The 12,934-nt window shown below is 46.8% G+C and carries 11 protein-coding genes; 6 read left to right on the top strand and 5 right to left on the bottom strand.

What is annotated here, in order from left to right:
* The first annotated feature begins 623 nt into the window (after positions 1-623).
* Positions 624-905, top strand: a complete 282-nt coding sequence (locus F1593_RS07390) for a hypothetical protein (RefSeq protein WP_149400918.1) — start codon at positions 624-626, stop codon at positions 903-905.
* 121 nt (positions 906-1,026) lie between these two features.
* Here the strand turns inward: F1593_RS07390 and F1593_RS07385 are convergent, their stop codons facing one another.
* Complete coding sequence (locus F1593_RS07385; RefSeq protein ID WP_149400917.1) at positions 1,027-1,491, bottom strand: hypothetical protein; 465 nt, start codon at positions 1,489-1,491, stop codon at positions 1,027-1,029.
* A gap of 415 nt (positions 1,492-1,906) precedes the next feature.
* On the opposite strand from F1593_RS07385, the gene mnmA reads away from it, so the two are divergent.
* Both mnmA and lepA read left to right on the top strand, forming a co-directional pair.
* Complete coding sequence (gene mnmA / locus F1593_RS07380) at positions 1,907-3,085, top strand: tRNA 2-thiouridine(34) synthase MnmA (RefSeq protein ID WP_149400916.1); 1,179 nt, start codon at positions 1,907-1,909, stop codon at positions 3,083-3,085.
* Positions 3,082-4,890: a translation elongation factor 4 gene (lepA, locus tag F1593_RS07375; RefSeq protein ID WP_149400915.1), complete on the top strand. Its 1,809-nt coding sequence runs from the start codon at positions 3,082-3,084 to the stop codon at positions 4,888-4,890. The genes mnmA and lepA overlap by 4 nt, the downstream gene beginning before the upstream one ends.
* Positions 4,891-5,504: 614 nt before the next feature.
* On the opposite strand, the gene F1593_RS29585 is transcribed toward lepA, so the two are convergent.
* On the bottom strand, positions 5,505-5,639 hold the full coding sequence (locus F1593_RS29585; RefSeq protein WP_268907020.1) for a hypothetical protein: 135 nt from the start codon (positions 5,637-5,639) through the stop codon (positions 5,505-5,507).
* A gap of 145 nt (positions 5,640-5,784) precedes the next feature.
* The gene (locus F1593_RS07370) at positions 5,785-6,480 is read right to left on the bottom strand and encodes an SRPBCC family protein (protein WP_149400914.1); all 696 of its coding nucleotides are present in this window, start codon (positions 6,478-6,480) and stop codon (positions 5,785-5,787) included.
* Positions 6,481-7,296: 816 nt separating this feature from the next.
* On the opposite strand from F1593_RS07370, the gene F1593_RS07365 reads away from it, so the two are divergent.
* The gene (locus F1593_RS07365) at positions 7,297-7,497 is read left to right on the top strand and encodes a hypothetical protein (RefSeq protein ID WP_149400913.1); all 201 of its coding nucleotides are present in this window, start codon (positions 7,297-7,299) and stop codon (positions 7,495-7,497) included.
* A gap of 380 nt (positions 7,498-7,877) precedes the next feature.
* Here the strand turns inward: F1593_RS07365 and F1593_RS07360 are convergent, their stop codons facing one another.
* Complete coding sequence (locus F1593_RS07360; RefSeq protein WP_149400912.1) at positions 7,878-9,092, bottom strand: tRNA dihydrouridine synthase; 1,215 nt, start codon at positions 9,090-9,092, stop codon at positions 7,878-7,880.
* A gap of 464 nt (positions 9,093-9,556) precedes the next feature.
* Between F1593_RS07360 and F1593_RS07355 the strand changes: the two genes are divergently transcribed.
* Positions 9,557-10,432: a CHRD domain-containing protein gene (locus F1593_RS07355; protein WP_149400911.1), complete on the top strand. Its 876-nt coding sequence runs from the start codon at positions 9,557-9,559 to the stop codon at positions 10,430-10,432.
* A 29-nt stretch (positions 10,433-10,461) separates the two neighbouring features.
* Here the strand turns inward: F1593_RS07355 and F1593_RS07350 are convergent, their stop codons facing one another.
* Positions 10,462-11,139, bottom strand: coding sequence for a glucosaminidase domain-containing protein (locus tag F1593_RS07350; protein ID WP_149400910.1), 678 nt, complete (start codon positions 11,137-11,139; stop codon positions 10,462-10,464).
* A 481-nt stretch (positions 11,140-11,620) separates the two neighbouring features.
* On the opposite strand from F1593_RS07350, the gene F1593_RS07345 reads away from it, so the two are divergent.
* Complete coding sequence (locus F1593_RS07345; RefSeq protein ID WP_149400976.1) at positions 11,621-12,781, top strand: acyl-CoA dehydrogenase family protein; 1,161 nt, start codon at positions 11,621-11,623, stop codon at positions 12,779-12,781.
* Positions 12,782-12,934: the final 153 nt, after the last annotated feature.

Here is a 12,934-nt window from a genome sequence, read left to right as displayed (position 1 = left end):
TGAAACAAATTGGATTGTATTGGTGCATACCACATTTTAAGTTCAACGCCTGGCAGATCCAGATTAGCTTGTGCAAGGGTAGACTTTCACCTATCCCTATGGTATAATCATCTCCATAAGTTAAGAGACAAAGACATTCACGGTTTGGACGTTTAGCCTGTATGCTCTACGTTGAACATCGTCGGCAAGGGTTTACAGGTTGTTGTGCCGGAGATACTTTTCTGGCGAGGGTGGAGTGCTTATGTATACAGTCTCAACACGATTACAGGGTCATCGTAAATGTATGATGATGACTATGGTTGAGGCTCGCGCTGAGCATATGGCTGACATAAACCCATAGATGCGCACTAGGGACACCGGTATCCCTGGTGCTTTTTCGTTTTTAGAGCCCTACTTCGGACATGCCGGATTTTATTCTGAGTGAGCATTCCATGAGTTAACGGTTTTGTTTTGCAATCGCATACACTACGGAGTATGTCCTTATTTTTCAACGAGGGAAGGAGGACATTTACGCTTCTTTGATCAGTCGGTGAAGTCAAAAGTAAGTTACGCTCCCCCCGGAGCTAAAATATAAAATATATGTGGCTACGGAGTGGTTGCTAGCCTTGAAGGAGAGTGCGATTATGAACTCAAGTATGATCAACAAAATTGCCAAAGCGAAACGTTATGCTGAGGAACCCGAGCGCATTCAATTCACCAGTTTCGAAGCGAAATTCCAGGGCGAAAATGATGTTCATTCCACCCGTTATGATAATGGCGAATGGCAGTGCACCTGCCGTTTCTTCCACGATTGGGGCGATTGTTGCCACACGATGGCCATGCAACGCATACTTGGCGTTACCATCCCTGAAGTCTACCGCCATGGAGTACCATCAGGCTTAGGGACTGGCCCCCTCGCACACTAGTAGAATGGCTGTATCAGGAATTGTTGCTCCTGTATCACGCCTGGGTGTTTTCAAAAAAAGATGAGAGGCACTGTTCACTTTGAACAACGGTGCCTCATCTTTTTGTCGAGAATAAGCTTGCTTAGATCAGCACAAAATAGAGGATAACAATGGCGGCAACCATGATAGTTGCCAGGATTGCAATGGTAATTAAGTCGCGACGCACATAGGAAAAATGCTCAGCCGTAATCAGTGCTGCTCCCTGACGCTGGGACGTTTTTTGGGAGGCCTGCCGACGGGCGGCAATGCGCGCAGAGGCGCTTTGGGGGCCTACGGTTGCCGTGGCGCTGCTGGCAACAACTGGCTCTTCCTTCACGACTGCTGCTGTTGTAGCGGACACCTCAAGCTTCTTTTCGGCAGAGGATTTTCCTTTTTTAGTGGGCACTACTGCTGCTGGAACTGGCCTGACCTGCTCGGGTTCAGCTTGCGCTTCTACTAAGGCGCTCTCGTTCTCTGCACCCTCTGGTCGGACCAGTTCAAAGCTTTTTTGTCCGCGTGCTCTTTGATACTGCGCTCCGCTGCGCGCAGCTGCTGTTTTCTTTGGCATAGTGGCTTATTACTCCCTTGCCCGATCACCTATTTTAAGAAGATTGGCTTTTCGAGCTGTTGTGGTTCTTGATAGCTATAAGTAACGCTATGTCTCATAGTTCAGACGCGCTCTCATGCCTTTTTACGGCCTTCTAGCACCTGCAACACCTCGCGTTTACTAGCACATTGTTATCAATTATACACGAAAGCTTGTATACAGTCGAGTGGTTGATATCAATGGGTAACATTGCTCATTTGACAAGGCCCCCTGGCTGTGTTACTCTTACTCTTGGTAAGAAATCTCAAAACATTCTTCATTACCCAATTTGTATTGCAACGATTCAGGAGGCTAGCCCCCGTGAGGCTAGTCCTTTTTTCTACATAGACATATTACTACCAGACACGCTAGTAACAAATAAGCAGGTACTTTTATCATGGCACGAATTGTCGTCGCAATGAGCGGCGGCGTAGATAGCTCGGTCGCCGCCGCACTCCTCAAAGAACAAGGTCACGAGGTGATCGGTATTATGCTCCGCCTCTGGTCAGAACCTGGCGTTATTGAAGCCGAAGATGATGGTGTAGAGCGTGTTGTGCAAAACAAATGTTGCTCACTGGAATCCGTTGATGATGCCAGACGAGTTGCACGTATGCTCGATATTCCATTTTATCTGGTGAACGTCGAACAAGAATTTAAAGAAAAGATTGTTGATACCTTCTATGAAGATTATGTAGGAGGGCGCACACCCAATCCATGTCTGAATTGCAATCGCCATATTCGCTTTACTGTTTTGCTGAAGCGTGCTCTGGCCTTGAATGCGGATTATCTGGCAACGGGCCACTATGTGCGTGTCGATGATCATCCGGTGACTGGAATGCGCCGCTTACGTCGTGCCGTGGACCCGGATAAAGATCAGTCTTATGTGTTGCATGTGCTTAATCAGCAGCAGCTGTCCCATGCCTGCTTCCCGTTAGGTGGTTATACCAAGACGGAGGTTCGGGCGATGGCCGCAGAGCGCGGGATGACCGTGGCAACCAAGGCTGAGAGCCAGGAAATTTGTTTTGTGGCACAGAATGATTATCGCGGCTTTATTGATCGCTACGCCGCCGCCAGACAGGAAGAGCCTGCGCTGGTCGGTGCTGGCGTTGGTGCCGCAGCCCCTGCAGGCACCCCTTTGATCTCTATTCCTAAGCCTGGCCCCATTTATGATCAGCAAGGCAATACCCTGGGACGCCATCGTGGTCTGGCTTACTATACGATTGGCCAGCGCAAAGGATTAGGGATTACCTCCCGCGATCCACTCCACGTCCTGAAGATTGACTCTGACCATAATTCTCTGGTGGTGGGGCCGGCTCAGGCTCTGGAAAAGGCTGAGTTTCTGGTTAAAGAGATGCATTATCTGAGTGGCGAAACACCAACTCAACCCTTTGAGGCTATGGTGCGCGTTCGCTATAAGGCTCCCGAGCAGCCTGCACTGGTTACACCTCTTGAGGATAACCGTGTTCGTGTTACCTTGTTACATCCACAGCGGGCTATCACACCTGGACAGGCTGCCGTGTTCTATGGCGGAGAGAATGGTGCTGAGGTATTGTGTGGAGGGATTATTACAGAATGACGGATCTGGCACATATCAGGAACTTTTGTATCATTGCTCATATTGACCATGGCAAGTCTACTCTCGCTGATCGCCTGCTAGAATATACGGGCACCATTTCAAAGCGCGATATGCAGGCGCAGTCATTGGACCAGATGGAACTTGAGCGTGAAAAAGGTATCACCATTAAGTCCCAGGCTGTGCGTATGGTTTATACCGCGCTGGATGGTGAAGTCTATGAGCTCAATCTTATTGATACTCCTGGACACGTAGACTTTACCTATGAGGTTTCACGTAGTCTGGCCGCCTGTGAAGGCGCTTTGCTTGTGGTCGACTCTACCCAGGGGGTAGAGGCGCAAACGCTGGCAAATCTCTATCTGGCAGTTGAAGCTGACCTCTCGATTATTCCGGTCATCAATAAAATTGATCTGCCCAGTGCTGAGCCTGAACGGGTCAAGCAAGAGGTAGAGGATATTATTGGCCTGTCGAAGGATGAGTGCATTCTGGCCTCGGCTAAAGAAGGCATTGGCACCCAGGACATTCTGGAAGCTATTGTGAAGCAAGTGCCGCCCCCTTCGGGTAAGACCGATAGCCCTCTGCGTGCCCTGGTTTTTGACTCCCACTATGACGCTTACAAAGGCGTGATTGCCTATGTGCGTGTGGTAGATGGGGAACTCAATGAGGGTGAGCGTCTCTCTATGATTGCGGCTGGTAGTTCGGCTGATATTCTTGAGGTGGGCTATTTCCATCCTCGTCTGGTCTCGATCAAGAAATTGACGACCGGCGAAGTTGGCTATATCGCGACTGGCTTTAAGAATGTCAAAGATTGCCAGGTCGGTGATACCGTCACGGTGCCCTCCGCATTGGAAACGATTGAGCCTCTGGCTGGTTATCAACCTGCCAAGTCGATGGTCTTTGCGGGACTCTATCCTGTGGACAGCAATGACTATCCTGAATTGCGTGAGGCTCTGGACCGTTTGAAATTGAACGATGCTGCCCTCTTCTATGAGCCTGAAACGTCAAACGCTTTGGGATTTGGTTTCCGCTGCGGTTTCTTAGGCATGCTGCATATGGAGATTATCCAGGAGCGCCTGGAACGCGAATATAATCTGGATATTCTCGCCACTGCACCCAGTGTAGAATATCATGTCACCAAAACAGGTGGCGAAGTGATCGAGGTGAATAATCCCTCGGATATGCCGAATTTTGGTGAGATCGAATTGATTGAAGAGCCTTACATGGACATCTCAATCTTTACTCCCTCCCGCTATATTGGCACAATCATGGATCTGGTCACCTCTAAACGTGGCTTATATAAGGACCTGAAGTACATTGAGGCCGAGCGCGTCCTGATGAGCTATGAGATCCCACTGGCTGAATTGATTATTGATTTTTATGATCAGTTGAAGTCCCGTACACAGGGGTATGCCTCGCTGGATTATAATTTTGGCTCTTACCGATCCTCAGATCTGGTGAAAATGGACATTCTGGTCAATACTGTACCAGTGGATGCTCTTTCTCTTATTTTACATCGCGAGCGAGCTTATTATCAGGGCCGCGCTTTTGTGGAAAAGCTACGCACCCTGATTCCACGTCAATTATTTGAAGTGCCTATTCAGGCTGCTATTGGTTCCCGCGTCATTGCGCGTGAGTCGGTAAAAGCCATGCGTAAAGATGTACTCGCTAAGTGTTATGGTGGTGACATCAGTCGTAAGCGCAAATTGCTGGAAAAACAAAAAGAAGGTAAGAAGCGTATGAAGATGGTTGGTAGTGTAGAGATCCCTCAGGAAGCCTTCATGGCAGTTCTATCCCTGGGCAAAGAATAGTGCAATTCATTCCTTCTTGTAGTCAGGCGTGTCAGTGCCCTTTTGAGCACCTCGGGTGCGAAATTCATAAAAAAGGCAAAAGAAGAGGGCTGGATAATCACGGCTATCCAGCCCGTCTGTGTCTCTTTTATTCTTCACAACTCCCGCGTGTTTAAGTCAACCGAGCACTAACTTTTACAGTACATCGCAATAGTTTTGCGTATATCCTCTGTGTACCTCTGACACATCCTGACGTCTATAGTGCGTCATGACTGGTACAGACCGATAAAAAGAAAGTCTGGCTTATTATGGTAGTGTTAGAAGCTCAGAGGCTCGGTAAACCCGCATTTACGGGCACTCTTAGTCAATCTGGAATACAACCCCTAGCAAGCGGATTGGTTTCTTCATAGTTCTTATCAAACCTATGTTTATCATAAGATCTCCTTTCGGGTTACTTATGCAAGGCCGCTGCCTTGTGCCAGGGTCTTTTGTTCCCTGGAATATTCCGTTACTACTTTGGAATAATTAGAAGATACCATCTCATTTTTGATATGTCAAGGGGGCTGTAGCAAAAATGCTGTGAGATATGTTGTTAAATGCACGTATATATATATTTACAGCGTTTTTTTGTGCATTCAATTTGTCGTGTCGCTATCGTTTTGAACGGTCTTGTCGTAGTTCTCTTGAAAGTAGGTGAGTACCTGTAGAGGGTCGGCATTTTCCTTCATCATTTCCGCCTGGGGATCGTGCCGCTTGGTGACCTGAGGCATGACCTTCTAAATCCTTCTCTTGTACCTTCTGCTTTTTTCTTTTTCTCATCATAGCGACGTTTATCCTTTATGGAACCATGCATAGTGAAAGAGCAGATGCTAGAATACGAAGCATCTGCTCTTCTTTTCTGGGTTAATTGAAGCTTTATCGTTCGTAAGGTGTGTCTCTTTCTGGTGTAATGGATGATGTCTCTGCTGGTACTGATCCAGAGTCAATGTCTTCTGCCAGGCGCTCGTTTGTGGTGCCTGTAATATCTTTATCCATCAGTGGCATTCCGGTAGTGGTACGGTTGAAGTGTGGATCGCTCTGCATACTTGCATTTTGTCTGGTAGTGGTTTGTCCTTTGGCAGCGGCACTGTCAGTATGGAACAGATAGTGGGATGAAGTGGGATCAAGTGAGCCCACTGGAGCCTGAGCTACCATCTGGGCAAAATGTGAGAGATCGTGTTGTAAGGCCTGTAGGAAACGATTTCCTGCGCCCAATTTTTCGCCAGCAACACCCAGGATTCCTGCAGGAGGATCATAGCTGACAGATACATCCACTTTGGTTTGTTCAGGGGAAGTAGATGTAAAAGTAACTGTCCCAAAGTTTTTTAACCCACTGGTTGAACGCCAGCCAATCTGCCGATCAGGGATAAATTTTTCGTTGACGGCATCCCACTCATGACGTCCTACAACATCGGCCACCCAGTGGCTGGATTTGTCATCGTGGTAGGTCACTTCTTTGACAAAACTCATGAATTTGGGGAAGTCGTTGAAGTGAGTAAACAATGTATAGACCTGATGAACAGGGGCGTTGACAATGGTCTCTGCATGGTGGTTTGTATATTTATCTTGCATATCTTTCCTTCCTTTACGTATCTCTTAACCCGCTCTTATCAAAAACAAGAGCTTTCCGTTCAGCAGCGTATCAGAATGTGGTCAGCAAGGTTATTGGTAGAACTGTCGGACATGTAAAACTTTTACAAGCAAGCAAGAGTATATTTTATACTCCCATCGTGCCTGAAAGGTGCCTGTTTGTGGGCTTAAATGGCAGTCTAAACCATCCAGGTGCTGTCTCTTTGTATACGTGTATCTGTTCTTGCCCGCTTCAAACCTGGCAGTGCCAGTATCCTCTCTTTTTTGCATAGGTATCCATAAATGCAATAGTTTTGGTATGATAGAAGGTATAGAGAGAGTGTGGTTCTACTCAACAGTATCATAGGAATGGAAGATGAGGAGGACGGTGATAACAATTTGAGCAGAAACGTATGCACAGAGGTACCTCTTTGTTGTATTGTTGAGAAAACCCTGGTATTATGCTGACGGAGAACAAGATTCGCAGAATACAAACAAGCAAAGAAAATCGTGACAGTAAGTAGATAAGAAAATGTCCAGGCATATGTAGATTGATGGAATGTGTAGTAATTCTGTAATAGACTTAGTTTGTCTCATCTGAGGGGATAGCCCCCGATTGCACCTCTGTTTGCGTCTGGTGTAATATAAACGTAGATACAGAGGACAAATTGAAGCAGGTGCTCATGGGTGTAACCAATGAGCATGTGCTTACGTAGTAGAAGGTAATACGGAGAGCGAGTTTGTTCCTGGTGAGACATGGCTACATAAATTGTCCCATTGGTAACATCTGAATTCTATGCTTTGGAGAGGTAACAAGCAATGGCAATTGGAACCTTGGAAAACAACTTGAGTCGTGCTCTAGAACTGCTCGGCAGTTCTATTGATCCCGAGATAGTTGAAACGTATCCATCGCTCGAAGCACGTATTTTAGCGCAGGCTTTGGAGAATGTTGAGATCGCTGAACAGCGTTTACGCGCCATTCAGAAATTAGTTGGCGAGATCGACGGCGTTCTGGTCTAACTACGTTCAGGCATACACTTATCTGGCATACAAGCAGCAAATACATATCCCTTCTCCAAAGACGGCGAATCCTTTGGGATATGTCCAGTACTTTTCTTGAATCTAGCTCTACGTATTTCCCACTCTGTTCACAAAAATTTTGTGTGCTATGTCCAGATAGTGAAAAGTAGTAGCCTGCAGAAGAGGGGGAGTGTTCATCTCTAGTATGAATGCTCTCCCTCTTCTTTTTTGGGGATGATATCCAGCTAAGCGTTGGGTTCCCATTTACATCACACAATAAAAAGGGCGCAGGCGCGCACACGCCTGCCAGCCAGGGAGCAGCAAGATCCCGCTGGTATTGGGGGGCTGACACTCTATATGTGATTACAATTGGTTGGGAGCTAGACAGCACAACTGCGATCAAGTTCGGGATTGCGTGGCATCTCAAGTGGCATAAGTTCTTTGGCATGCCTATCATCAGCTGTTAGCTCTGGATGATCCAGGGCACTCTGAATAATCTCTTCGACTTCTGCCAGGCTATTGATGCGGACCAATTCATTGCGTACTTGTTTGGCGCCCGCGAAGTGTCCTAGATACCAACCCATATGCTTACGCATCTCGACATAATGCTCCTGCCCCTTCATCTTTGCATGGATACGGGCATGTTCACGCGCCATTACCAGACGTTCTTCACGGGATGGCATGACATCGGGTAAATCTTTGGGTGTAATGTTTGTCCCGGCGGCAAATAATTGATGGAGGCGTTCTTTATTGTTGAAAATCCAGGGATTTCCAAAGGTTGCCCGACCGATCAGTACCCCATCGACACCCGTTGTACGAATGCGTTCGGCTGCCTGGTAGAGTGATTGGATATCTCCATTCCCCAAAATGAGCGTGTCGGTTTGATGGACAATCTCTGCCGCGGCCGCTATCGCATCCCAGTTGGCCTCACCTTTATAGTGCTGCATCAGTGTTCTCCCATGTAAGGAGATGACCGCGGGTTCAAGTTCCAGCAATTCCTTCATCCAATCGGTGACAACAATCGAGTCATAGCCGAGTCTGGTTTTTACTGAAACGGGGATTAAACGACGCTCGTACTTAAGGGGATCACCCCAGATTTGTGCGCGATCCTCATTCATCTGGCGAATCTGCTGAATCCGGATAGGATCGAGTTCTAAATCTTCCAATGTTTGTCCATTGGCCCAATCACGTACTCCCTGCTGGGTCGCACGGATGATTGCCTTTGCCGTTTCAGGAAGACGAATTAGGGCAGCTCCACCGCCTTTACTGGCAACGCTACTGGCGGGACAGCCCATATTGATATCAAGCCCATCAAAGCCTAACTCACAGACAATGTGTGCTGCCTTATAAAAGTATTCAGGCTGGCAACCAAAAATTTGGGCCACGACAGGACGCTCGGCAGGTGTGTAGAGAAAATCACGAAAAATGCGATTGCTCCCGCGCCACAATCCCTCAACATTAGTGAACTCGGTCATGACAATGTCTGGCCGCCCATGGATGCCATGCATTGTGCGGCATGGGGCATCTGTAACGCCATCCATTGGGGCCAGTCCTATAATTGGTCGTTTGAGTGTATTCCAGAAAGTTTGCTTCATGTTCTTTGTTTACTCTTTCGGCGCGTGGATAGAAGATTGAGACATACCGGGGATCTTCACTACAAAATTCTTTATCTGTTATGTGCTTCTATGATACATGTTTCATCGCGTCTGGTCAATCAGTTTTCCCTCCCAGCAATCCTGTTTACATACTCTGACTCTGGCTCTGGCACTTACGATTTTAGCCATTCCTCTCCAAAAAAACTTGAATAGAAATGGGATCGCTAGTACTTCTGTTGCCTGTATGAATTTGTTTTTTGTAGATGAATAAATTGTCATAATTGTGAATGTAGAACCACAGCAAAATTCCAGTGTGAGAAGCAAGCTATTTAACAGATACAGCTAGTCCTTTTATATCTATTTTAGATAAATGTGTATTCATATTTACACTGTTAAATTTGCCAGTATAAAGGCATAGCATTATAATAGAAGTGTGGGGATATAAATATGAGAAAGGAGTCGATATGCTTACAAGATACTTTGTCAAGCACAAATTTATTCATTTTACCCTGCTGTTAGGAGCAGCGTTATTGCTTCTCTCTGCATGTGATTCGGGAAATTCTGCAAACTCGGGATTGGCGGCGACGCCTACCAGCTCTACTGTGAACTCGGCTAGTGCTATCATTCGACATAGCCCATCAGGTACTGTGGAACTCATGTGGGATCATACTTCTCATGCCTTGACGGTACACATGGCCTTAACTGGCTTAACGCCAAAGAGTGATCATCCGGCACATATTAGCTCGGGGAGTTGTAAGAATAACGGCAAAGTCGTTTATAATTTGTCACCAGTGAAGGCTACCGAAATTGGTTTTGCTGATGTGGTTAGTAAAGTCAAAGGTGTCACCGATGGCATTCCAGAGACTGGTTGGTACGTTGATGTAAGTAATGGGCCAGCTATGAACACCGTTGATCAATCCATGGCAATTACTTGTGCCAATATCTTCAATCCGACAACGTCTACCAAAACTGCTCAGAGCGTTCAAGCGACGCTAATAAACTCGTTTGCGCCCAATCAGTCCGTCACGGGTACCGCTCAATTGACTGCCAGCAACAATCAATTAACGGTTGCTCTTACCCTGAAGGGATTAGTTCCCAATTCAAAGCACATGGCTCATGTGCACAGTGGAAGTTGTGCCAGCCAGGGACCAATCAAGTATGATTTGAAGACCATCACTGCCAATGCTTCAGGTGATGGAACTTCTACGACGATTATTCCTGGTGTGAATGCAATACCACGCAATGGTTGGTATGTGAATATCCACCTGGGCGCAGCTGATACAAAGTCACAGGCTGCTAATGATCCGTTTGCATGTGGGGATATTACCTCTTTGCGCTAGCTCTGTTTCCGAAAGGGATCAAGCCGGACTTACAGCCGGTTTGATCCCTTTTCTTCATACGGAATTTCTATCTGCCCGGCTCGCCAATGATCGACAAAGGTTTTTACCGCAGCAATATATTGCTTTTCATTATTATTATCTTGATTGGGAGCATAGACCGGGATAATTTGATCCACGGTATATAATCCCCAGGCGTTGATATATTGTTGTGAGATCAGCTTATACCAATCCTCAAAGCCATCTTCCCAACTTGCATATTTACGGTATCCATTATATTGCGCATAACCGCTGGTGGCGCGAATATTGCCAAGAGAATGAGTCACTGCCGCAACTCCCTGTGTTCCCAGATTACTCTCTTCCATAAAAAATGCCAGTGCATAAGCTGGATCTATCTTATATTTCACACCAAGGCTATAGAGAGCCTGTCCCTTTCCATGGGCTGGCGAGTGATAATGTTCGAGGACAGAATTCATAAAGTCTGCGTCGATAGTTGGTGGGCCCTGAAGAACATAGGTGGAGGAGGTTGGTACAGGGGACACAAATGAGAGCTGGATCTTCGCCGTTGAGAGAAGCACACTGCCAATACTGATACAAATAATAATGCCTGTGCCTATGCCGACGAGGAGATGAAACAGAGATGGTAAAATAATCTTTTTCTTTCTGCGGGTAGATTTTGAGCGGTAGGTTCTTTTTCTGACTTTTGGCATACGACTCTTTCCTGCATAGATATTTTATGAGGCTAATTCTGAATTTATGATGTTATATCCCTATTAATGCATACGTATCATTCCACGATTTGTCTAACATATGGGACTCATTGGTGTTATCTTCTATGGCTCCCGCAGTCTTCATGCATGATTTTTTTCACCTGTCTACGAACGAGCAGCGCAATCCTCATGAGTGAGGGAATCAAACATTTTGCGAAAATTTGAGGCATTGTATACGGTATAATAAAGGGATAAAAGAGGTCTTAGTGCTGAGTAGTATACGCTCTTTTTATTACAGTGTGCTAGTACTCTGTTACTCTTCATGTGAAAAGCAGGGGTGCAGGGGATGCAATCCCGTTTGAAAAGCCTTCCACCCGCCCGCGTAGCGGGCAACTTTTCAAATGAAGCCAGTCAGAACACTCGTTTGTGGAGAGGATCAATTGCCATGGTTGAAAGTCCTCATGCAGCTCACCAGGCGCAGATGCCTGTCGTTACTGATTTATATAATATCGATATGATGCTCTCGGACGAGGAGCGGATGGTACGGGATACAGTGCGTAAATTTGTTCGTGAGCGTATCTCACCGATTATTGGCGAACATTTTGAAGCCGGCACCTTTCCCCGTCAGTTGATCCCAGAGCTTGCCGCGCTAGGTTTGCTCGGTATGCATCTGGATGGCTATGGTTGCGCTGGCTTGAGCGCTGTCTGTTATGGATTGGCATGTCAGGAGCTAGAGGCGGGCGATAGTGGTATACGTTCCTTCATTTCGGTACAGGGTTCTCTGGCAATGTTTCCTATTTTCGCCTTTGGTTCTGAGGAACAAAAGCAGTTGTGGTTGCCTCGTATGGCCCGTGGAGAGGCTATTGGCTGCTTTGGTTTGACGGAACCGGATACTGGCAGCGATGCCGCGCATATGCGCACCAGCGCGCGCCGTGATGGCTCTAGTTATATTTTAAATGGCTCTAAGATGTGGATCACCAATGGAGGTATCGCTGACCTGGCAGTGGTATGGGCGCAGGCAGAGGATGGCATCCGTGGATTTATTGTTGAACGTGGCACTCCTGGTTTTTCAACTTCAGATATTCATCGCAAGCTTTCTTTACGAGCATCGATTACTTCCGAACTTCATTTTGATGATTGTCGTATTCCCGCAACACAGATGTTGCCGGGTGTGCGTGGCATGCGTGGACCGCTATCCTGCCTGGATGAAGCTCGCTATGGTATTGCCTGGGGATCTACCGGCGCTGCGCGAGCCTGTTATGAGGTTGCTCTCGAATATGCAAAGTCGCGCATCCAGTTTGAACGCCCGATTGCTGGTTTTCAACTGGTACAACAAAAGCTGGTAGGAATGGCGACCGAACTGGTTAAAGCCCAACTGCTGTCTCTACAACTGGGACGCTTGAAAGATAGTGGACACATTCATCCTGTTCAAATCTCACTTGCCAAGCGTAATAATGTTCGTGAGGCATTGCATACAGCCCGCGAGGCTCGTTCGATCTTAGGTGCTAATGGTATTACCCTTGAGTATCCAATCAGCCGCCATATGAATAATCTAGAGTCAGTTTTTACCTATGAAGGTACCGACGATATTCATACCTTGATTGTTGGACAGGCGATTACAGGAGAAAGTGCGTTTTCTTGATGCCCTGACCTCGGCTTTTGAGCCTGCTCAAAAGCCGAGGTCAGGGCATCAAGAAAACGCATGCACAGAGATGGTGGAGACTACGGGAGTCTGACACACTCCAAACAAATTTTTTAGTATGTGATGTAGAAAAAGCTCGAAGAGCTTTTTCTA

Origin of the sequence: Dictyobacter arantiisoli (genome assembly GCF_008326305.1) — a bacterium.
Taxonomy (GTDB): domain Bacteria; phylum Chloroflexota; class Ktedonobacteria; order Ktedonobacterales; family Ktedonobacteraceae; genus Dictyobacter; species Dictyobacter arantiisoli.
This window is presented reverse-complemented; position numbering and strand designations above follow the sequence as displayed.